6 protein-coding genes are annotated in these 24,611 nt (G+C 70.1%); all 6 read left to right on the plus strand.

The window, feature by feature from the left end; all coding sequences use genetic code 11:
• The first annotated feature begins 194 nt into the window (after nt 1-194).
• The 6 genes from ACN268_RS11560 (at nt 195) to ACN268_RS11585 (ending at nt 24,585) form a co-directional block, all read left to right on the plus strand.
• The gene (locus ACN268_RS11560) at nt 195-8,027 is read left to right on the plus strand and encodes an amino acid adenylation domain-containing protein (RefSeq protein ID WP_421483204.1); all 7,833 of its coding nucleotides are present in this window, start codon (nt 195-197) and stop codon (nt 8,025-8,027) included.
• Nucleotides 8,009-20,764 (plus strand): amino acid adenylation domain-containing protein, encoded by a 12,756-nt coding sequence (locus ACN268_RS11565; RefSeq protein WP_421483206.1) that lies wholly within the window; start codon nt 8,009-8,011, stop codon nt 20,762-20,764. The genes ACN268_RS11560 and ACN268_RS11565 overlap by 19 nt, the downstream gene beginning before the upstream one ends.
• Before the next feature lie 10 nt (nt 20,765-20,774).
• Complete coding sequence (locus tag ACN268_RS11570; RefSeq protein ID WP_421483207.1) at nt 20,775-21,641, plus strand: alpha/beta hydrolase; 867 nt, start codon at nt 20,775-20,777, stop codon at nt 21,639-21,641.
• Nucleotides 21,642-21,821: 180 nt separating this feature from the next.
• On the plus strand, nt 21,822-22,703 hold the full coding sequence (locus tag ACN268_RS11575; RefSeq protein WP_421483208.1) for a siderophore-interacting protein: 882 nt from the start codon (nt 21,822-21,824) through the stop codon (nt 22,701-22,703).
• Nucleotides 22,704-22,849: 146 nt separating this feature from the next.
• The gene (locus tag ACN268_RS11580; protein ID WP_421486859.1) at nt 22,850-23,743 is read left to right on the plus strand and encodes an ABC transporter ATP-binding protein; all 894 of its coding nucleotides are present in this window, start codon (nt 22,850-22,852) and stop codon (nt 23,741-23,743) included.
• Nucleotides 23,743-24,585, plus strand: coding sequence for an ABC transporter permease (locus tag ACN268_RS11585; RefSeq protein WP_421486860.1), 843 nt, complete (start codon nt 23,743-23,745; stop codon nt 24,583-24,585). The genes ACN268_RS11580 and ACN268_RS11585 overlap by 1 nt, the downstream gene beginning before the upstream one ends.
• The last annotated feature ends 26 nt before the right edge of the window (nt 24,586-24,611 follow it).

Below are 24,611 nucleotides of genomic sequence, written 5' to 3' on the forward strand. Positions count from 1 at the left end.
CACTGTCCCGCCGGCGGGACGCCCGGCATACCTACGTCCGCGATTCGTCTTGACACTGTCCCCCGCCAAAGTAGTTTGATGTCGTCGGCTCCCCCGGCAGCTGCCTCATTTCGGAATTAGATAATTCGAGCCCTGCGGCCGGCACAACCATTTCGCGGCGCCGCTCCGGTCCGAGCGCAATCGGAGGACAAAGATTGTTTCATCGTGATCCCGACGGCGCAGTTTTCCCTCTGGCGGCTGCACAACGTGAGATCTGGTTCGCGGAACAGCGGCTCGGCTCGGCGAACAACGTGTACAAGGTCGGCGAGTACGTTCGCATCGACGGCGCGGTCGACGCCACCTTGTTCGAGCGCGCGCTTCGTATGGTCGTCGAGGACGTCGACGCGCTGCATGTACGTCTCGTCGAAGCGGGTCACCAGGCGCATCAGGTCATTCGGCACATCACCGACTGGCCGATGCCCATCATCGACGTCAGCCATGAGGCCGACCCCCTGGCGTCCGCCCAGACATGGATGTGGGATGACGTCGGCCAGCCGATGGACCTCAGCACCGGCCCGCTGTTCAACTTTGCGTTGCTCAGGGTGCGTCCCGACTGCTACATCTGGTACCACGGGTATCACCACATCGTCATGGACGCGTTCGGCGCCCAGCTCGTCGCCCGGCGAGTGTCCGAGGTCTACACCGCGCTCACCGAGCAACAGCCGTGCGGCGAGCGGTACTTCGGGTCGCTCCGACAGCTCCTGGAGTGCGACGCGGCGTACCGGTCGTCCGAACGGTTCGAGCGTGACCGTGCGTACTGGGCGCACGAGTTCGCGGACCGCCCGGCACCCACCCGCCTGGTCACCGCGTCCGCCACGGTGCCGGTCGAGTTCCGCCGCAGCACGACGTTGATGTCCCAGGCGCGACTGGAGCGCATGCGCACCGTCGCGCGCCAAATTCGGGTGCCATGGTCCCAAGTGGCGATCGCGGCGACCGCCGCGTATGTCCACCGCATGACCGGCGCCCACGACGTGGTCATCGGCCTGCCCCTGGCCGCACGAGCCAGTGTGATTCTTCGGCAGACCCCCGGCATGGCCTCGAACATCCTGCCTCTGCGGGTGTCGGTCCACCCGGCCATGAGCACGGCGGAGCTGGTGCGGCAGGTCAGTACCCGGGTCGCCGACGCCGCAGCGCACCAGTGCTACCGCGGTGAGGACCTGCAGCGCGACCTCGACCTGCCCGGTCAGCTGGCGTCCCGGTACGCCCCCGTCGTCAACGTGATGTCACTCGGCTACAACCTGCGTTTCGGTCCGCACGGCGCCTCGGTCCACAACCTCTCCTCCGGACTGGTTGGCGACCTCACGATCGCCGTATGGGATCGGCGTGACGGGCGCGGCCTGCAGATCGACCTCAACGCGCATCCGGAAGTGTGCACCGCGGCCGCGCTGGCCGCCCATCAACAGAATCTCATCGCCCTCATGGACGCGGTCACCGATGCCGGCCCGGACGATCCGATCGGCCGCCTCGAGACGCTCGATCGAGCGGCGCGGTCGCGGCTCCTCGGGGCAACGGAGAACGCCACTACCGTGTCGCACCGCGACACGCTCCCGGCGCTATTCGAGGCGCAGGTGACGGCGCGTCCCCAATGCACCGCAGTATCGTTCGGTCCCGCCGTCCTGTCCTACGCCGAGCTCAACGCCCGGGCCAACCAGCTCGCGCATCTGCTGATAGCGCGCGGTGCCGGCCCGGAGTCGCTGGTCGCCTTCGCGCTGCCGCGCTCCCTGGAACTCGTCGTCGCCCTCCTGGCGATCGTCAAGACGGGCGCGGCCTACCTGCCGCTGGATCCGACGTCCCCGGCGTCGCGCCTGGCGTCCATGCTCGAGGACGCTCACCCGACGCTCGTCGTCACCAACCGGATCGCGGCGTCGTCGGTGCCGCCGCTACCGGCCGTACCCACCGTGGTGTGCGACGACCCAGCGACGCTCGCACACCTGCGCGAGCAGGCGGCCACCGACCCGACGGACAAGCACCGGACGAGCCGGCTGGGCGCCGACCATCCGGCGTACGTCATCTACACCTCGGGATCGACCGGCCGCCCCAAGGGCGTCGTGGTCACCCACCGCAACGTCCTGCGGCTGTTCGAGGCGACTCGGGACGACTTCGGGTTCACCCACCGGGACGTCTGGACGCTGTTCCACTCCACCGCCTTCGACTTCTCGGTCTGGGAAACCTGGGGCGCGCTGCTGCACGGCGGCCGGCTGGTCGTCGTGCCGTACGACACCAGTCGAACGCCAGCCCAGTTCCGGCGGCTGCTATCCGACGAGCGAGTGACCGTCCTGAACCAGACCCCCTCGGCGTTCTACCCGTTGATCGAGGCCGACATCGAACAGGAGCCGGACGGCCGCCCGCTCGCCCTGCGTACGGTGATCTTCGGTGGCGAGGCCCTGCGTCCGGACCGCCTACGCGGCTGGTACGAGCGGCATCCCGAGACCACCCCGACGCTCGTGAACATGTACGGCATCACCGAGACGACGGTGCACGTCACCCGCATCGATCTTCGACGGGAACACGCTCACGCGGGGGTAGGCAGCGTCATCGGTACCAGCCTCGCCCACCTGCGGACGTACGTCCTCGACCCCGGGCTGCGCCTGGTGCCGCCCAGCGGGACCGGCGAGCTGTACGTGTCCGGCGCCGGTCTCGCGCGGGGCTACCTGGGGCATCCCTGCCTGAGCGCGCAACGCTTCGTCGCCGACCCGTACGGGCCGCCCGGCACGCGGATGTACCGCACGGGAGACGTGGCCCGATGGGATGCCGACGGCCGTCTGGAGTACCTGGGCCGCTGCGACGACCAGGTGAAGATCCGGGGCTTCCGGATCGAGCTCGGTGAGGTCGAGGCCGTCCTCGCCGACCAACCCGACGTCGCACAGGCCGCCGTCGTCGCCCGGCGGGACCGGGTCGATGACGAACGGCTCGTCGCCTACGTCGTGCCGGTCGCCGGCGCACTCTGCCGGCCGGACGTGCTGCGCGAGGCCGCGCGCGAACGACTGCCCGAGTACATGGTGCCGACGGCCGTCATCCCGCTGGAACGCATGCCCCTGACCCGCAACGGCAAGCTAGACCGCGCGGCGCTGCCCGAGCCACCACGCGACCCCGCCGCGGGAACGGCGGCGCGGCCAAGGACCCCGCGCGAGGAGATCCTTTGCGGTCTCTTCGCCGAGGTGCTCGGCGTACCGCACGTCTCCGTCGACGACAACTTCTTCCACCTCGGCGGTCATTCCCTTCTGGCGACTCGCCTGGCCGCCCGGTTGCGCACCGCGTTCGGCATCGAGATGGGACTGCGTGCCCTCTTCGACGCTCCCACACCGGCCGCCGTGGCACAGCGTGTCGAGGGCGCAGCGCCCGCTCGGCTGCCGCTGCGTCGACGCGAGCGCCCGGCACGGCTGCCGCTCTCCTACGCGCAACGACGGCTGTGGTTCCTGCACCAGCTGGACACCAGCGCCGCCACCTACCACATTCCGTTCGTCCTGCGCCTGTCCGGTCCACTCGACCGCGACGCCCTGCGCGCCGCGCTGAACGACGTGGTGCAGCGCCACGAGCCCCTGCGCACCGTCGTCGCTGACCTCGACGGTGTGCCGTACCAACAGGTACGGCGCACCGTCGAGGTGCCTCTGACCGAGACCGCAAGCGACGAGGCCGCCCTACCGGCCCGCTTGCTCGACGGGACGCGGCACCCCTTCGACCTGGCCACGCAACCACCCATCCGCGCCGAGCTGGTGAACGTCGAGCCCGACGAGCACGTGCTGCTCATCGTTCTGCACCACATCGGGGCCGACGGCTGGTCGATCGGCCCGTTCGCCACGGACCTGGCCGCGGCCTACGGCGCCCGCAGCCAGGGCCGGCCGGCGGAGCTGGCCCCGCTTCCCGTGCAGTACGCCGATTACACCCTCTGGCAACGAGACCTGCTCGGCGACCCGACCGACCGCCGCAGCCTGTTCTCCGCCCAGCTGGACTACTGGACCGAGACGCTGGCGGACCCGCCGAAGTGCCTCACCCTGCCTACCGACCACCCGCGCCCGGCCGTGGCCTCGCACCGCGGTGCCTACGTGTCCCTCGAGCTGAGCACCGAGCTGCATGCCGGACTGCTGCGCGTGAGCCGAGACGCCGACGCCACCCTGTTCATGGTGCTCGTCGCGGGATTCGCGGCGCTGCTGTCGCGACTGGGAGCCGGTACCGACATCGCCATCGGCACGCCCGTTGCCGGACGTAGCGACCAGGCGCTGGACGAGCTGGTGGGGCTGTTCGTCAACACGCTGGTCCTCCGTGTGGACATGTCCGGCAACCCATCGTTCGTCGAACTCGTCGCCCGGGTCCGCGAACGGTCCCTCTCCGCACACGCCCATCAAGACGTACCCTTCGAGCACCTCGTCGACGTTCTGCAGCCGACGCGGTCGCTCGCGCACCACCCGCTCTTTCAGGTCATGGTGGCGCTGCAGAACACCGGCGACCCGAGCTTCGAGCTTCCCGGCCTCCAAGTGCGCTCGGAACTCGGCCGAACCGGGACCGCCAAATTCGACCTGTTCCTCAACCTGACCGAGCACCACGACAGCGGCGGGGCGCCGGCCGGCGTCCGCGGGCTCGTCGAGTACGCCACCGACCTGTTCGATCCGCGGACCGTCGAGGACATGTGCCGGCGCTGGCTACACCTGCTCGAGGCAATGGTCGCCGATCCGCGGCAACGCGCCGACCGGTGGACGCTGCTGACCGGCGTCGAGCACCGGCGCGTACTGCGCCAGAGCGTCGGCGCCGTCCACCCGGTGCCGAGCCGGACGCTGCCGGCACTGTTCGCGGCGCGGGCGGCAGCCACACCGGACGCACCGGCGCTGCTCGCCGGAGACACCCTGCTGACCTGTGCCGACCTTGAGGTCCGGGCCAACCGGCTCGCGCACGTGCTGTGCGCACGCGGAGTCGGACGCGGCGACATGGTCGCGCTGATGCTGCACCGCTCGATCGACGCCGTGGTCGCCATCCTGGCCGTGCTCAAGGCCGGCGCGGCATACGTGCCCCTGGACACCCGGTATCCCCCGGCACGCATCGAGGCGATGCTGCGCGATACCCGCCCCGCGATGATGCTGGCCACCGCCGAGATGAGCGCACCGGACGCCGTTGCACGGCTCAATCTCGACGACCCCGACACGGCCACGCTGGTCGCCCGCCAACCGGCCGGCCCTCCGCCCGTGCCGGGCACCGCCGACGATGCCGCCTACGTCATGTACACCTCCGGGTCCACCGGACGCCCGAAGGGCATCACGGTCACCCATGCCAACGTGGTCGGCCTGGCCCTTGACCCGTGCTGGTCGGGCTCCGCGCAGGCCCGGGTGCTGCTGCACTCGCCGTTGGCGTTCGATGCGTCCACGTACGAGCTGTGGGTGCCGCTGCTGGGCGGCGGACAACTCGTCGTGCCGCCTCCCGGCGAGCTGGACGTCGGCGCCCTGGCCGCCGTGATCGTCGGGGCGGGGATCACCGCGCTGTGGCTCACCGCCGCACTGTTCGACGTGGTGGCCGAATACGATCCGCGCTGCTTCGCCGCGTTACGAGAGGTCTGGGCCGGCGGCGAGGCGCTGTCACCGGTGGCCGTCGCCCGGGTGCTGGACGCGTGTCCCGATACTGTCGTGGTCAACGGCTACGGCCCCACCGAGACAACCACGTTTGCCACTTGCCATCCCACCCGCGCGCCATACCGCGCCGCGGCCTCGGTCCCCATCGGCCGCCCGATGGCTAACATGCGTACCTACGTGCTCGACGCCGGGCTGCAGCCGGTGCCGCCTGGCACGAGCGGCGAGCTGTACATCGGCGGCGCCGGGCTGGCCCGCGGCTACCTGCACCAGCCGGCGCTCACGGCGCACCGGTTCGTCGCCGACCCGTTCGGGACGCCGGGCAACCGCATGTACCGCACCGGGGACGTGGCGCGGTGGGCCGGCGGCGTGCTGGAGTTCGTCGGCCGCGCCGACGACCAGATCAAGATTCGTGGATTCCGCATCGAGCCGGGTGAGATCGAGTCGGTTCTCGCTGGTCACCCCGAGGTCATCCGGGCAGCGGTGCTGGCCCGCACGGACCAGAACGACACCCGGCAGCTCGTGGCCTACGTGGTGACGACGGCCGAGGTGGCCGCGCTGCGGGCCTACCTCACAGGGGCCCTGCCCGAGTACATGGTGCCCTCGGCGTTCGTCGTCCTACCCGAGCTGCCGTTGAGCGCGAACGGCAAGCTCGACCGGGGCGCGTTGCCCGCACCGCGGCTCGACGTCGCCGCGCAGCGAGAGCCCCGCACCCCCCGCGAGAAGCTGCTGTGCGAACTGTTCGCGCAGGTCCTCGGCGTTGCCCGGGTCGGCGTCGACGACGACTTCTTCGCTCGCGGCGGCGACAGCATCATGTCGATCCGGCTCGCGTCGGCGGCCCGGGCCGCCGGTATCGATCTCAGCGTCCGCGACGTGTTCGAACACCGGACCGTCGCACGGCTGACCGACGTCGTCGAGGACCTGCTGCCCCGCGACGTCGCTGAGGACTCCGCGGGCGGGGTGGGCGTCGTCCCACCGACGCCGATCGTGCGCTGGCTGCAGGAGCGCGGCGGGCCCATCGACCGCTTCTTCCAGTCGATGCTGCTGCGGACACCCGGCGACCTAACCCGCGAACGGCTCGTCGACGCGGTGCAGGCGCTGCTCGAGCACCACGACGCCCTGCGGGGTCGGGTGGTGCCCGCCAGCGGCGAGCATGCGTGGGACTTCGACATCCGTCCACCCGGAGCCGTCGACGCGGATGACGTCGTCCACCTGGTGGAGGTGGCCGGTTCCGACGCCGCGACGCTGCGCACCACCGTCGCCCGCGAGGCCCAGCGGGCGGCCGACCGGTTGTCGCCCACCGCGGGGCGCCTGGTGCAGGCGGTGTGGTTCCGCGCCGACAGCGGCCACCGAGGGCGGCTCCTGCTGCTGCTGCATCACCTCGCCGTCGATGGCGTGTCCTGGCGCATCCTGGTGCCGGACCTCGTCGCAGCGCTGTCCGGGCGCCCGTTGGAACCCGTGGGTACGTCCCTACTCGCCTGGTCACGCCGATTGCACGCGCGGGCACGGCAGCCGGAGACCACGCGATGCCTGCCACGGTGGGTGGCGATGCTGCGAGCACACGACCCGTTGATGACCGACCGGCCCCTGGACCACGACCGCGACGTGACCGGCACAGCCGGCGAGCTGACGCTCACCCTGCCGCCGGAGACCACCGAGCCGCTCGTCACCAGCGTCCCGGCCGCCTTCCACGCCGGAGTGCAGGACGTGTTGCTGACCGCGCTGGCCCTTGCGCTGGGGCATTGGCGCCGGGAGCAAGGCCGGGGGGCCGGCGGCGCCGTCCTGGTCGACGTGGAGGGCCATGGCCGCGACGACGACGTCGACCTCTCCCGCACGGTCGGCTGGTTCACCTGCATATACCCGGTGCAGCTGGACCCCGGGACGCCCGGGTGGGCCGATGTGGTCGCCGGCGGACCCGACGCAGGTGAGTCGATCAAACGGGTCAAGGAACAGCTCCGCTCCCTGCCGGGCCACGGCATCGAGTTCGGCCTGCTGCGGTACCTCAACCCGGACACCGCCGCGCAGCTGGCCGGCACGCCCCCGCCCCAGGTCGGCTTCAACTACCTGGGCCGGTTTCCCGCGCCGGGCCGGCCAGTCGTACCGGGAGATCCTGACTGGCAGGTCGCGGACGAGCTCGGTCTTCTCGGCGGCAGCGACGCGGCGATGCCGCTCGCGCACGGCCTTGAGATCAACTCGTCGGTGCGGGACCACCCGGACGGCCCCCGGCTGACGGCCACCTGGAGCTGGGCCTCAGGGATGTGGACGGAGCCGGCCGTCCGGTCCGTGGCGCGGTACTGGTTCGACGCTGTCCGAGGGCTCGTGCGGCACGTCTCCCGCCCCGGCGTCGGCGGCCACACCCCGTCCGACTTCCCGCTCGTCGGGCTGGACCAACACGACATCGAACACCTGGAAGCCATGTGGAGGACACCGAAGTGATGCCGTCGAGACTCGTGGACGTCCTCCCACTGTCCCCGATGCAGGAGGGGATGCTGTTCCACGCGCTGTACGATCCGAACGGCCCGGACGTGTACACCGTGCAGCAACTGCTCGACCTGTCGGGCCCGCTGGACGCCCCGATGCTCCGCACCGCGGCGCAGGCCCTGCTCGATCGGCATCCGAACCTGCGTGCGGGCTTCCCGCAGGTGTCGTCCGGCACGCCGGTGCAGGCCATTCCCGCCGAGGTTGCCGTCGACTGGACCGACCTGGACCTCAGCGGTCTCGACGACGCCGAGGCGCAGGCCGCGCTAGAGCGCGCCGCGGCCGAGGAGTACGAGCGTCGGTTCGACCTCGCGCGTCCCCCGCTGCTTCGCTTCACCCTGGTGCGGCTGGCACCGCGGCGGCACTGTCTCATCGTCACCAACCACCACATCCTGCTCGACGGCTGGTCGACGCCGATCGTCGTGCGCGAGTTGTTCACGCTCTACGCCGAACAGGGTGACAGCGCCGCACTGCCCCGGGTGGCCCCGTACCGCGAGTACCTCGCCTGGCTGGCCCATCAGGACCGGGAAGCGGCCCGGCAGGCGTGGCGCACCGAACTCGCCGGTGTCGATGAGGCCACGCTGCTCGCTCTGGTGGACCCCGGACGCAGCCCGCGGATACCGCAGCGGGTGGTGATCGAGGCGCCGGAGGCGGTGACCGCCGCCCTGTACGGACAGGCCCAGCGGCACGGGGTCACGGTGAACGCGATGCTGCAGGCGGCCTGGGGCGTCGTCCTGAGCCGGATGACGGGACTCGACGACGTGACGTTCGGGGCGATCGTGTCCGGTCGCTCGCCCCAGTTAGCCGACGTCGAGCACATGGTTGGGCTGTTCATCAACATCGTGCCGGTCCGCGTCCGGGTGGACGGGACGCAATCCCTGTCCGCGCTCATCACCGACGTACAGAGGCGACAGTCCGCGCTCACCCCGCATCACCACCTGGGGCTGTCTGACATCCACCAGGTGACCGGCATGAGCGAGCTGTTCGACACCATGATGGTGTTCGAGAACTACCCGTGGGACGGTGACGGCCCGACACACGACATCGCCGTCACGCCCGGTACCGGCCTTCGCGTCCGGCCGGCCCTGGAACGCGGGCGGGATGCCACCCACTACCCGCTGACCCTCGTCGCGGCACCCGGGCGCCGCCTGTACCTGCGGCTGGACTACCGGGCCGATCTGTTCGACCGGGACGCGGCGCAGGCGCTGCTCGACCGGCTGCTGCGCCTGCTCACCGCCGTGGCGGAGAACCCCGAGGTGCCCGTGGGACGGGTGAACCTGCTCACCGCCGCCGAGCGCGACCGGCTCCTGGTGCGGTGGAACGGCGCCGCCGTTGCCGGCGAGCCGGCACGGCTGCCGGAACAGTTCGAGGCGCAGGTGGCGGCCACGCCGGACGCCCCGGCGGTCCAGTTCGACGAGATCACCCTGTCTTACGCAGAGCTCAACCGCCGCGCCAACCGGCTCGCGCACGCGCTCATCGCCCACGGAGTGGGACCGGAGAGCGTCGTGGCGCTCCTCATGCACCGCTCACCGCACCAGGTGGTCGCCATCCTCGCGGTGCTCAAGGCCGGCGCGGCGCACCTGCCCCTGGACCCGGCTCATCCGCCCGCGCGGCTGTCCTTCATGTTGCGTGACGCGCAACCGGCCGTGCTGCTGGCGAACCGGCAGACCGTGAGTACCATTCCGGACGATGTCGCCACGCCCGTTCTGGTGGTCGACGACCCGGCAGCCCCCGGGGCGGTCGAGACCGGCCCGGACACTGATCCCACCGACGCCCAGCGCACTGGCGTGCTGACCCTGGCAAGCCCTGCCTACGTCATCTACACCTCCGGCTCGACCGGGCGGCCCAAGGCTGTGCAAATGACCGGCCTCGGCGTGGCCAATGTCCTCCGCTGGCACGCCCGCGTCATCGGAGGCGGCCCCGGCGACCGGACCGCCCAGTTCACCGCGCTCAGCTTCGACGTCTCGGTCCAGGAGGTGCTCTCGGCGCTCCTGTCGGGCAAGACCCTGGTGGTGCCCGGCGACGACGTGCGGCGTGACCCGCAGCAGTTCGCGGTCTGGCTCGCCGAGCAGCGGGTCGGTGAGCTGTTCGCACCGAACCTCGTGGTGGAGTCGGTGGCCGAGGCGGCTGCCGAGCTCGATGTCGACATCGCACCGTTGCGCCAGGTCGCCCAGGCCGGCGAGGCGCTCACCCTCAGCCGGCAGGTGCGCCGGTTCTTCGGTCGCGTCCCCGGCCGGCTGCTGCACAACCACTACGGGCCCACCGAGGCTCAGGTACTGACGGCCGGCACCCTGCCGGATGACGTCGACGAGTGGCCCGAGGCCGCTACGATCGGGCGTCCCATCGACAACGTACGCGTGTACGTACTGGATGGAAGCCTCGGCTTGGTGCCGCCCGGCGGCGTCGGGGAGCTGTACACCAACACCGTCGGCCTGGCGCGCGGCTACCTAGAAAAGCCGGCGTTGACAGCGCAGCGTTTCGTCGCCGACCCGTACGGCCCGCCCGGCACGCGGATGTACCGCACCGGCGATCTGGCACGCTGGACCGCCGATGGTCAGCTCGAGTTCCTCGGCCGGGCCGACCAGCAGCTGAAGGTCCGCGGGTTCCGCATCGAGCCCGGTGAGATCCAGGCCGTGCTGGGCGAGCACGCCGGCGTGGCGCAGGCGGTGGTGACGGCACGCCAGGACCGGCCGGGTGACCAGCGGCTGGTCGCGTACGTGGTACCGACGTCGGACGGCGCCGTCCAGCCGGACGCGCTGCGGGAGCTCGTGCGGCAGCGCCTGCCGGAGTACATGGTGCCGGCTGTGGTGATGCCGCTGCCCGCGTTGCCGCTCACTGCGAACGGCAAGCTGGACCGGGCCGCGTTGCCCGCGCCGGACTTCTCGGCCTCGGCCGCGGGCCGCGACCCGCGCACGCCGCAGGAGCAGATCCTGTGCGACCTGTTCGCCCAGGTGCTGGGAGTGGCGCGAGTGGGGGTGACCGACGACTTCTTCGAGCTGGGCGGTCACTCGTTGCTCGCCACCCGACTCGCGGCGCGTATCCGCTCGACGTTCGGCGTCGAGGTCGGGGTGCGGGCGCTGTTCGAGAACCGCACGCCGGCCGGAGTCGCCGGCCGGTTGCGGGACAGCGGCCAGGCGCGGCTGGCGCTGACCCGCCGCGACCGACCGGAGACGCTCCCGTTGTCGTTCGCGCAACGCCGCCTGTGGTTCCTGCATCAGTTGGAGGGTCCAAGCGCCACCTACAACATTCCCCTGGCGCTGCGCTTCCGGGGGCGTCTCGACCCGTCGGCGCTGCGAGCGGCACTGACCGACGTGATCAGCAGGCACGAGAGCCTACGGACGGTCTTTCCCGAGGTGGGGGGCGTACCGGCGCAGCAGGTACGCGCGGCGGAGTCGGCGGAGCCGGCGCTGCCGGTCGTGTCGTGCACCGAGGAGGAGCTGCCGGCCCTGCTGACGGCCGCCGCCCGCGACCCGTTCCGGTTGGCGACCGACTGCCCCGTCCGGGCCCAGCTGTTCGCGGTGCGGCCGGATGAGCACGTGCTGCTGCTGGTGATCCACCACATCGCGGGCGACGGCTGGTCGCTGAGCCCGCTGGCGACCGATCTCACCCGGGCGTACCGCGCCCGCGCCCGGGGTGCGGCTCCGGCGTGGACGCCGCTGCCGGTGCAGTACGCCGACTACACCCTCTGGCAGAACGAGCTGCTGGGTGAGCAGGCCGACGCCGCCAGCCTCCTCAGTGAGCAGGTGTCGTACTGGCATAGGGCCCTCGCGGGGCTGCCTGAGCAGGTCACGGTGCCTGGGGACCGGCCGCGGCCGGCTACCGCGTCCTATTCCGGCGACTACCTGACCGTGGAGATCGACGCCGACCTGCACCGCCGCCTCGCCGAGCTGGCCCGCCAGAACGGCGCCACGCTCTTCATGGTGCTGCAGGCGGCACTCGCCGCCTTGCTGACCCGGATGGGGTGTGGCACCGACATCCCGATCGGCAGTCCCATCGCCGGCCGCACCGACCAAGCCCTCGACGACCTGATCGGTTTCTTCGTCAACACCCTGGTGCTTCGCACCGACACCTCGGGCGATCCCACCTTCACCGAGCTGCTGCACCGGGTTCGCGAGGCGGCCCTGTCGGCCTACGCCCATCAGGATGTCCCGTTCGAGTACCTCGTCGAGGTGCTCAACCCGTCCCGGTCGTTGGCACACCATCCGCTGTTCCAAGTCATGTTGGCCCTGCAGAACGCGCCGGAAGGCAGCTTCGACCTGCCCGGACTGCAGGTCACGGTGTCACAGGCGCGCACCGGCACCGCGAAGTTCGACCTGTTCTTCAGTCTCCTGGAGGACAAGGGCCCGGACGGGGTTCCGGCCGGCATCCGCGGGGCGGTCGAGTATGCCGGCGATCTCTACGAACCGGCGACCGTGCGCACAGTGTTCGACCGCTGGGTGCGGCTCCTGGCCGCGGTCGCCGACGCACCCGAGCGCCCTGTCACCGACGTTGAGGTGCTGACCAGGGCCGAGCGCGCCGAGGTCCTGCAGGCGTGGAACGACACCGCCGCCGAGCTCGAACCCGCGCTGCTGCCACAGTTACTGGGCCGGCAGGTAGCCGAGACTCCGGACGCCGTCGCGGTCGTGGCCCAGGACGCCACACTCACCTACCGACAGCTCGACGCGCGCGCCAACCAGCTGGCCAGGATGATGCTCGCCCATGGCGCCGGGCCGGGCACCATCGTGGCGCTCGCGCTGCCTCGCACGGTCGAGCTGCCGATCGCGTTGCTGGCCGTGCTGAAGACCGGCGCGGCGTACCTGCCGCTGGACGTGGAGTATCCCGCGTCGCGTATCGAGTTCATGCTGCGCGACGCCCAGCCCGCCCTGCTGCTCACCACGCAGGGCACCACCAAGGCGGTCGGCGAGTTCGACGAGCTGTACCGCATTACGATCGACGACGGCGAGACGGCGGCCGTGCTGGACTCTCAGCCCGATACCGTGCCAGCGGTGACGCCGACACCGGAGCAACCGGCCTACGTGATCTACACCTCCGGGTCCACCGGCAAGCCCAAGGGCGTGGTCGTGCCTCACCTCGCGCTCGCCAATTTCCTCTACGCCATGCGACGGCTCGTCCCTATGATCGGCGCGGACCGGCTGCTGGCCGTCACCACGATCGCCTTCGACATCGCCGCCCTGGAGATGTACCTGCCGCTGTTGCACGGCGCTCGCGTCGTCATCGCGCCGCGCGACGTCGTCCCGCAACCCTCGGCGGTTCTCGGCATGATCTCCACCCACCGCATCACCGTCATGCAGGCGACCCCCGCGCTGTGGCAGGCATTGGTGTCCCAGCCCGGCGACGCGCTGCGCGGCCTGCGCATACTCACCGGCGGCGAGGCGCTGCCGGAGACCCTGGCGGCGACGCTGGCGAGTCTCGGTCCAACGATCAACCTGTACGGGCCCACCGAGACCACGGTCTGGTCCACCGCGGACCCGGTCACCGCCGGAGAGCACCCATTGATCGGCAAGCCGATCGCTAACACGAGGGCGTACGTCCTCGACGGACGTCTGCGGCCGGTGCCTCCCGGCGTCGTCGGCGACCTCTATCTCGCCAGTACCGGCCTGGCGCAGGGCTACATGGGTCGGCGCGGCCTCACCGCTGCCCGGTTCATCGCCTGCCCCTTCGGTCGTCGCGGCGAGCGGATGTACCGCACGGGTGACCTGGTGCGCTGGACGAGTGCCGGTCGGCTCGACTACCTCGGCCGCACGGACGACCAGGTCAAGCTGCGCGGCTTCCGGATCGAGCCCGGGGAGATCGAGAACCTCCTGCGCGAGCACGCCAACGTCCGGCAGGCGGCGGTCGTCGTCCGCGAGGATCAGCCCGGTGACCAGCGGCTCGTGGCGTACGTCGTGGCCGACACCGCGAACACCGTCCGCGACCATAGCGGCGAGCGCCACCAGCTGGAGGACTGGCGACACCTGTACGACTCCGTCTACGCCGGTGCGCGGCAGGCGCCCTTCGGCGAGAACTTCGCCAGCTGGAACAGCAGCTACACCGGCGAGCCGATCCCACTCGCCGAGATGCGGGAGTGGCGAGCGCAGACGGTCGCCCGGATACTCGCGTTGAGACCGCGCCGGGTGCTCGAGATCGGTGTCGGCACCGGCCTGCTGCTGGCCCGGATCGCGCCGCAGTGCGAGCAGTACTGGGCAACGGACTTTTCCGACCAGGTGATCACCGAGCTGGCCCGGCACGTCGAAGCGGATCCGCAGCTGGCGCCGCGGGTCACCGTACGGGTGCAGGCCGCACACGACAGCCGTGGGTTGCCGGCCGCCCACTTCGACACGGTGGTGCTCAACTCGGTGGTGCAGTACCTGCCCAGCGCCGAGCACCTGGCGGAGGTCATCACGACAGCGCTGCGGTCGGTCGCACCGGGCGGCACGCTGTTCGTCGGCGACGTGCGGAACGCACGCATGCTGCGGGCCTTCAAGACGGGCGTCTGCGCCTACGGGATGGGCGAACCGCTCGATGTGACGGCGCTGCGCCGGCAGGTGGAGCACGAGCTCGTGCTGGAGAAGGAACTGCTCGTCGATCCCGACTTCTTCACCGCGCTCGCCGCCCGTCTTCCCGACATCGCAGCCGTTGGCATCCAGCTCAAGCGCGGCGGCTACGACAACGAGCTCAGCCGTTACCGCTACGACGTGACTCTGCACGTGGCCGGCGCCCGCACCACCGATGTCTCCAGTGCACCCACTTTGGCCTGGGAGAACGTCCCCGACGTGGCGGCGGTTCGAGCCTATCTGAGCACGCATGCGCCGCAGAGCCTGCGGCTGACCGGGGTACCGCACGATCGCGTCGCCGCCGACTGGGCCCTCGCCGACGCGATCCGCACCGGTGAGCACCTGGTTCCGCCGACCTCTGGTATTGATCTCGAGGCCCTGCACGAGCTCGGTGCGGACTTCGGCTACCAGACGGCGGCGGCATGGTCCGCCGATCCTCGGCAGGTCGACCTCGTGCTGGCCCGCAGCGAGGTGGCGCTCACCGGAACCTACCTGCCGGTCACGCCGCCAAACCCGCGGACGCCGCTGTCGAGCTTCACCACCGACCCGATGGCACCGCGCACGAGCGGCACCCTGATAGCGGAGCTCCGCGAGCTGGCCGAGCAGCGGTTGCCCGGCTACATGGTGCCCAGCGCGTTCGTGCCGATGAGCGCCCTGCCGTTGACCGCCAACGGCAAGCTGGACCGGGCCGCTCTGCCGGCGCCCGGGCTGTTCCTGGGCGGCGGTGGGCGTGACCCGCGCACGCCGCAGGAGCAGATCCTGTGCGACCTGTTCGCCCAGGTGCTGGGCCTTCCGCACGTCGGCGCCGACGACAACTTCTTCGACCTCGGCGGGCATTCTCTGCTGGCCACCCGGCTGATCGCTCGGATACGCGCCACCTTCGGCGTGGAACTGGCCCTACGGTCGCTGTTCGAGAACGCCACCGCGGCCGCCGTCGCCGGCCTGCTCGACACGGCCGCACCGAGCCGATTGGCGCTGACCGCTCAACCGCGGCCCGACGTGATGCCGCTGTCGTACGCGCAGAAGCGGCTGTGGTTCATCCACAAGATGGAAGGTCCGAGCGCCACATACAACATTCCGCTGGCACTGCGCCTGACCGGTGCATTGAACCGACCCGCCCTGCAGGCCGCGGTGGCCGACGTGGTGCGACGCCACGAGAGCCTGCGCACCGTCTTCCCGGAGACCGACGGTGTGCCGTCGCAGCACGTGCTGGACCCGGACGAGGCGACGCCCGTCCTGGACGTCGTACCCGGTGACCACGACGGTCTGGCCACGTCGCTCAACGCCGCCGCGCAGCGCGGCTTCGACCTCGCGAACGAGCCGCCGGTGCACACGCACCTGTTCAGGCTCTCGGCCGAGGAACACGTGCTGCTGCTCGTCGTGCACCACATCGCCGGAGACGGCTGGTCGCTCAATCCGCTGGCAGCCGACCTGGCCCGGGCATACGAGGCACGCTGCCGGGCGGAGGCACCGGCCTGGCTTCCGCTGCCGGTGCAGTACAGCGACTACGTGCTCTGGCAGAACGCCCTGCTGGGCGACCAGCGCGATTCCGGGAGCCTGTTCGCCCGACAGCTGGACTACTGGTCGACGCAGCTGCGTGATCTTCCCGAGGAGCTGCCGCTGCCCACCGACCGTCCCCGCCCGGCCGCCGCCTCCTACCGCGGCGACTACGTCAACGTCGGCATCGACCAAGCGCTGCACCAGCGGATCGCGGATCTCGCGCGGCAGTCGGGCGCCACGGTGTTCATGGTCCTCGAGGCCGGACTCGCTGTGCTGCTGTCGCAGCTGACCGGCACGCGCGACATCCCGATCGGCAGCCCGATCGCGGGACGCACGGATCAGGCACTCGACGACCTGGTCGGATTCTTCGTCAACACGCTGGTCCTCCGCACCGACACGTCCGGGCGCCCCAGCTTCGGCGAGCTGCTCTCCCGTGTCCGGGAGACCGCGCTGTCCGCCTACGCACACCAGGACGTGCCGTTCGAGTACCTCGTGGAGGCCCTGAACCCGCCTCGGTCGCTGGGACGGCACCCGCTGTTCCAGACGATGCTGGCACTCCAGAATGCCTCCTCCGGCACGTTCCACCTACCCGGGCTGCAGGTGGGTATCGAGCCGGGACGTACCGGAACGGCGAAGTTCGACCTCTTCTTCAGCCTGGTGGAGCGCCGGGACGGCACCGGCCAGCCCGAGGGCATCACCGGTGTCGTGGAGTACGCGAGCGACCTGTACGACGCCGCGACGGTGACCGCGCTGTTCGGCCGGTGGGTTCGGCTCCTGGACGCTCTGGTGGCCGAGTCGTCGCGGTCCATTACGGCGGCCGAGGCGCTGATCGACGAGGAGCTTCGTGTTCTGCAGCGGTACAACGACACGTCCGCCCCACCCGTCGACGACGGCCTGCCGCAGCTGTTCGCCCACCGGGTCGGCGAACATCCCGAGGCCCCGGCGGTGGTGCAGGGCACCACGACCGTCAGCTACGCCGAGCTGCGGGAGGCCGCCCAGCGGCTTGCAGGCGTCCTGATGCGGCACGGCGTCCACCGCGGCAGCACGGTCGCGCTCCTCATGCCGCACTCCCCCGGTTTCGTGGCAGCCGTCCTCGCCGTCCTCACGGCCGGAGCCGCCTACGTGCCACTGGACGCGAGGTATCCGGCCGCCCGGTCCCGGCTCGTGATGAGCGAGACCGACGCACGGGTCCTCATCACCGACCGCCCGCCGGCACCCGGGCTGGTGCCCGAGCACACCACGGTCGTCATCGCGGGCACGGAGGTTAACGATTCAACCTTCGTCCACGACCCTGACGGGCGGACGCGGCTGGCGCGACCACCGGCCGTGCCCACCGGACCGCAGGACCTCGCGTACGTCATGTACACCTCCGGGTCGACCGGACAACCCAAGGGCATCTGCGTCACACATGGCAACGTCGCCGAACTGGCCGCCGACCCGTGCTGGCGTACCGGGGCACACCAGCGTGTGCTGCTGCACTCCTCGCCCGCATTCGACGCCTCCACCTACGAGCTGTGGGTACCGCTGCTGACCGGTGGAACGGTAGTCGTCGCGCCGGAGGGTGAGCTAGACGTTTATGTGCTCGGCGATACGATCGCCCACCACGGTGTGACCGCTGTCTGGCTGACCAGCTCGCTGTTCACCCTGGTGGCGGAGACCCTGCCGTCGTGCCTGGCCGGCGTGCGGCAGGTCTGGGCGGGTGGTGAGGCGGTGTCGCCCCACGCCGTGCGCACCGTGCAGGAGACTTGCCCGGGTCTGGTCGTCGTCAACGGCTACGGCCCCACCGAGACGACGACCTTCGCCACGACGTGGCCGATGAGCCGGCTTCCCGCCGACGCGGCCGCCGTCCCGATCGGACGACCCATGACCAACACCCGGGTCCACGTGCTTGACCGGGACCTCCGCCGGGTTCCGCCCGGTGTGGTGGGCGAGCTGTACATCGCCGGCACGGGGTTGGCCCGCGGGTACCTTCGGCGCCCGGCGCAAACCGCGCACCGGTTCGTCGCCGACCCGTTCGGGCCGCCCGGCCAGCGCATGTACCGCACCGGGGATCTCGTGCGGTGGACCGGCGACGGTGCGTTGGACTACGTGGGCCGCGTCGACGAGCAGGTCAAGCTGCGTGGCTTCCGGATCGAACCGGCCGAGGTTGAGAGCGTCCTGCGGCGGCATCCGGCCGTGCGGCAGGCGGCGGCGCTCGTCCGGGACGACGGCGAGTCGGGCGCTCGTCTGGTCGCCTACGTGGTCGCCGACACCGATGTCGGCGGTGGTGAACCCCGGGCCGAGCGCACCCAGATCGACGACTGGCAGCGGCTGTACGAAACCCTCTACGCCGCTCCCACGGCCGCGTTCGGCGACGACTTCGCGGGGTGGAACAGCAGCTACGACGCCGCACCCATCCCCTTGGCCGACATGCGGGAGTGGCGCGACGAGACCGTTGCCAGGATTCGGCAGCTTCGTCCGCGTCGGGTGCTAGAGATCGGTGTCGGCACGGGTCTGCTGCTCTCCCGGCTCGCCCCGGACGCTCAGGAGTACTGGGCCACCGACTTCTCGGCCGCCGTCATCGAGACCCTGCGCGCGCATGTCGGCACGGACCCGCTGCTGCGCGACAAGGTCCGCCTAAGGGTGCTGCCGGCGCACGACATCGGTGACCTGCCGGCCGGGCACTTCGACACGATCGTGCTGAACTCGATCGTGCAGTACTTCCCCAGCGGCGAGTACCTGCGGCAGGTCGTTACCGCGGCTCTGGGGCTGCTCGAGCCGGGCGGCGCGCTGTTCGTCGGCGACGTGCGTAATCTCCGGCTGCACCGGACGCTCGCCTCGGCCGTGGTGGCGCACCGCGCCCGGGACCGGCGTGACCGCGCCGAGCTGCGGCGGGCGGTCGAGCATGCCCTCGTCTTCGAGAAGGAACTGCTCGTCGCGCCGGACTACTTCGCCGTGCTCGTCGAGCAGGCCGACGAGGTGGCGGGAACCCACCTGGCCGTCAAGCGCGGCGCCGCCGTCAACGAGCTGACGCGCTACCGCTACGACGTCACGATAATCAAGCGGGGAAGGACGCCCGTGCGCTCGGTGCGGGACGTCCCGGTCGTGCGGTGGCACGGCGTCGGCGGCCTTCCGGGTCTCGAGGCGGTCCTGTCCGAGGCGGAGGGGCCGGTGCGCGTCGTCGGCGTGCCGAACCACCGCATCGTTGCCGACGCCGCGGTCACCGCGGACATCCACGAGCAGCACGGCGGCGTGCCGTCCAACGCCCCGCGGCTGGAATCGTTGTACGACCTGGCCGGCCGGCTCGGGCGCACGCTGCACGTGACGTGGGCGAGCGACCCGTACGAGCTGGAGCTGGTGTTCGTGGCGGCGTCGGCCGAGGGCACGGTCGTTGACCTCTACCGCTCGCCGGGCGAGGTCGGCAGCGCACCACCGCTCGGCCGGTTGGTCAACGCACCGTGGACCGTCCAGTCGACCAGCGCGCTGATTGCCGACCTCGTCGAGGATCTGCGCCGGCAGCTGCCGGAGTTCATGGTGCCCAGTGCGATCGTGCCGCTCAGCCGGTTGCCGCTCAGCCGCAACGGCAAGCTAGACCGCGCCGCCCTCCCCGCCCCGGAAATCGTATCCGCCACCGACCGCCGGGCACCGCGTACACCGCAGGAAGAGATCATGTGTGGCCTGTTCGCCGAGGTGCTGGGGATGCCGCGGGTACATGTCGACGATGACTTCTTCCAGCTTGGGGGGCATTCTCTGCTGGCCGCGCGTCTCAAGGCCCGCATCCGCGCGGCGTTCGGTGTCGAGCTGGGCCTGCGGGCTTTGTTCGAGACGCCCACACCGGCCGGGATGTCCACGCAGCTCGGCGCCGACGACGACCGCGACAGCCTCGAGGTGATGCTGCCGCTGCGGACCCACGGCGCGCGGGAACCCCTGTTCTGTGTGCATCCGGGCGGCGGCATCGGATGGTCATACGCCGGTCTCCTCCCGTTCCTGCGCGCGGACCGACCGGTCTACGGCATTCAGGCGCGTGGACTCGGTAGGCCCGAACTGCGGCCCACGAGCTTGATGCAGATGGCCGTTGACTACGCCGACGAGATCCAGCGTGTCCAGCCCGGCGGGCCCTACCATCTCCTAGGCTGGTCGTTCGGCGGGCTGGCCGCATACGCGACGGCGGTCGAGCTGCAGAAGCGTGGCGAGCACACCGGGCTGCTCTGCGTCATCGACGTCTTCCCCGGCTGGAAGGGACTGACCCACGACGACGTGCCGGAGCTGGACGAGGCGGAGATGCACAACCACCTCCGCTACCTCGTGGGGCTCGTCGACCCGTCGGCGGTGCCGCACCCCGGCGACCGGCTGACGTTCGACGCGGCCATGGAGATCCTGCGCCGCAACGGCAGCGCGTTGGCGAACCTGAGCCGGGAACAACTGCACTCGATCATGGAAATCTCGGCCAACAACACCCACCTGCTCATCGACTATGTTCCCGAGCGTTTCCGCGACGACGTGCTACTGATGACCGCGACCGACCAGCAGGATCCGGCGGTGACGGCCGAGGCGTGGCGGCCGCACGTCGACGGCCGGATCGAGATGCACATCCTTCCCGGCGAGCACGGCACCCTCCTCAACCGCGGCGCCTCGCTCGCCGAGATCGGCCGGCTGCTCGCCGGCAAGCTGGACGCGCAGTAGACGGTGTGAGGTGACGAGCGCCGCCGCTGCCCGCACGTCGTGGCGGGACTATGACCGCCACACCCTGGACCTGCAGTACTCACCCAGCTCTCGGGTGCGGTCGCTGCAGGCGTACCTCGATGAGTACGTCGCCCGCAGCGCCGCGGCGCGCGCCATGGGACGGGCGCGCGCGGGTCTGCCCTTCGGAATCGGGGCGCATGAGAAGCTCGACTTCTTCCCGGCGGATGCGCCCACCGACGCGGCGCTGGTGGTCTTCGTCCATGGAGGCAATTGGCAGGCGTTGAGCCGCACGGAGTCGGCGTTCGCGGCGCCTGCGGTTCAGCGTGCCGGCGCCGCGTTCGCCGCCATCGACTACGGTCTCGCCCCGCAGACGGGGCTGCCGGAGATGATCGCCTCGGTGCGGCGCAGCCTCACCTGGCTGGCGGAGCACGCCGGCGAGCTGGGTTTCTCGCCGCGGCGCATTCACGTCGCCGGTTCGTCGGCCGGGGCACACCTGACCGCCGCGGCGGTGCTCACCGGATGGGCGGCTCGCCCGGCGGTCGCCGGCTGCGTCCTGCTCAGCGGCATGTACGACTTGGAGCCGGTGCAGCGGAGCTACGTGAACGAGGCGCTCGGGCTCGACATGTCGCGGGCGCGTCTGCTCAGCCCCGTCAGGCACCTCGCGTCTGCGCTGCCGCCTGTGGTCATCGCCCGCGGGGACAATGAGACCGAGGAGTACCAGCGGCAGCACGGGGAGATGGTGCGGGCGTTGCGCGGCCGCACCCGAGTGACCGAGGTGGTTGCGGTCGGTCGCAACCATTTCGATCTTCCCTACGATCTGGCCGTACCGGGGTCGGCGCTCGGTGACGCTGTATTGCGGCAGATGGGTCTTTGCTGACGCGGCGTGGCGCAGCTCAGTTGCAACTACTTATGGCGTAAAGTATCGTGACAGCATAAGGCAGAGCACTATGAGCGAATAGCGAGACAGGCGATGGTGCCATGGCGTGGCGCCGCGCCTCTCGACCACACTGAGTTGCCTCGGCCGCACGTCGCCGCCTCCGTTTCCACAGGAGTTTCTATGAGCAAGTTGCCCATCTGGTTCCTTCGCGTCAGCGAGACGCACCAGATCACTCCGCACATGATCCGCGTCGTGCTCACGGGTGACGATCTTCAAGGCCTGTCCCTGTCCGAACCAGATCAACAGGTCAAGCTGTACTTTCCCCGCGCCGGACAGGCCCGGCCCTCGCTGCCCGCCGCCACCGCGGACACTGATGTGATGAGCTGGTACCAGGCGTACAGCGCGATCCCGGACGACGAACGCCCCTGGATGCGCAGCTACACCATCCGCTGGCACGATGCCGCGACGTCCTCCATCGCCATTGATTTCGTCGTGCACAAGCACGCCGGGCCGGCGACCCAGTGGGCCGTAAACGCCAAGCCGGGCGACACTCTCGGCGTGTTCGGACCGTCGGCCATGTTCGCCCGCCATACCCCGCTGTCGGCCCAGCTCAACGATGCCGACTGGGTGCTGTTGATCGGTGACGACGCCGCCATTCCAGCGATGAGCACCATCATCGAGCGCCTGCCCGCGGACAAGCCCGCATACGCGTTCATCGAGGTTGCCGGGGCGCCCGACGAACAGCCGCTGACGACTCGCGCGCGGCTCGAGACGACGTGGCTGCATCGCGGCTCGATCGAGCCGGGGCACAGCGACGCGCTTTTGCAGGCGGTCCGGGCGGTGAACCTTCCCGACGGCACGGGCTTCGCCTGGGTCGGCGGCGAGGCCAACGCGGTGCGCGGCATTCGACGGCACCTAGTCGGGGACCGCGGCATGCCCAAGCGCCTCGTGGACTTCACCGGCTACTGGCGCCTGCAGCTGACGCAGGACGACGCACCGACACCGGAGGATCTGGCCGAGGCGCAGGAACGCCTGGCGGAGATGCAGTCTGCGAAGGCGTGACCGACACCGACGCGCCAGGGGCGTACACCGCCGGAGCGCCGGTACCGTCTCGCGTTGCCACGATCAACTCAAGGGGAGCGACATTGCCTTACGAGCCATCAACGCGGGATCGCGGCGATCACGTCGTCGACGTCCGCAACCTCCGCATGCAATACGGTTCCAACGAGGTACTCCACGACGTGACCTTCGCCGTGCGCCGGGGTGAGGTTCTCGCCCTGCTTGGTCCCAACGGCGCGGGGAAGACGACGACCATCGAGATTCTGGAGGGTTTCCGCCGGCGCTCGGCCGGCACCGTCACCGTCCTCGGCGTCGACCCGGCTCAGGGAGACGAGGCGTGGCGCGCTCGCATCGGCGTCGTCTTGCAGTCTTGGCGCGATCACGCGAAATGGAAGGTGCGGGACCTGCTGGTCAACCACGGCTCCCTGTACCGGCCGTATGCTAGCGCCGCGATACCGCGGCCTCGAGACGTCGACGAAGTTCTCGCGGCCGTCGGCCTGACCGACAAGGCGGCCAGCAAGGTGGGACAGTTGTCCGGCGGGCAGCGCCGGCGTCTTGATGTGGCCATCGGTATCATCGGCAACCCCGAGGTTCTCTTCCTCGACGAGCCGACAACAGGCTTCGACCCGGAAGCACGCCGGGAATTCCACTCCCTGGTGCAGGACCTGGCGAAGTCTGGCAACACCACCATTCTGCTCACTACCCACGACCTGGCCGAAGCGGAGAAGTTGTCCGACCGCATCATCATTCTGGCGAAGGGGCGGGTCCGAGCCGACGGGAGCGTGGCCGAGCTAGCCGGTACAGTGACCGCCAAGACCACCGTTACTTGGCGGAAGGGCTCAGAAACCTTCACCGACGAGACGAGTGAGCCCATACCGTACCTGCGCCGCTTGTTCGACTCGAGCGACGATATCGAGATCATAAGCGTCTATCGCCCCTCGCTCGAGGACACCTACCTGTCCATCGTCCGCACGGACGATTTTCGTGCCAGCAATCCCCATGCTGAAACTCCCGCCCAGGTCGCTGCGGAGGCGCAAAGATGATCTCTGCGAAGTCCCCCGCCGTGCGTAGCGGGCTCGGCGCCGGGTGGATCGAAGTCCGACAGGCGTTCAGCAGCCCTCAGGACATCATCGGGATAATTTTCCTCCCCACCGTGTTCCTCGTCGTCACCGTCTTCCTTCGGGACTCCAGGATCGACGGCACGAACTTCTCGCTCGCCACGACGACGCTGCCCGGAGTAATCGGCCTCATGCTGGCCTTCAACGGCATCCAGGGGGTCGCCTTTACCCTGCTGATGGAGCGAGAAGACGGCACCCTGTTGCGGGCGAAGACGGCGCCCAACGGAATGCTGGCCTACCTCATCGCAAAAATCATGCAGTCGTCTGCGTCGGCCGTGTCGACAGTGGTGATTCTATTGGTTCCGGGAATTTTCCTATTCAACGATCTCGTGCTCGATCGGGCGTCGTCATGGGTCACGTTGCTGTGGGTGCTGGCTCTCGGCCTCCTAGCCACCATGCCGTTCGGCGCGATCGCCGGTTCGCTGCTGTCCAATCCACGGAATATCGGCGTGCTGATGTTTCCGCTGATCGCCATCGTCGGGATATCGGGAATTTTCTTCCCGCTCACTTCAGCCCCGCAGTGGATGCAAGCGGTGGCACAGGTCTTCCCAGTCTATTGGATAGGATTGGGAATGCGCGGAGCTCTCCTCCCCGACACCATGGCCGCGGTCGAAATCGCGGACTCGTGGCGCCCACTGGAGACCGCCGCCGTTCTGGGCCTGTGGGCGGTCATCGGCTTGGTCCTAGCGCCCGCCGTGCTGCGTCGCATGGCACAGCGTGAGTCGGGCTCCGTCATGGAGGAACGTCGGATCAAGGCAATGCAGTAGCCGGCCGCCACGTCCGAAGCAACCGT

The sequence above is a fragment of the Micromonospora sp. WMMD735 genome (assembly GCF_049178995.1).
GTDB classification, from domain to species: domain Bacteria; phylum Actinomycetota; class Actinomycetes; order Mycobacteriales; family Micromonosporaceae; genus Micromonospora; species Micromonospora wenchangensis.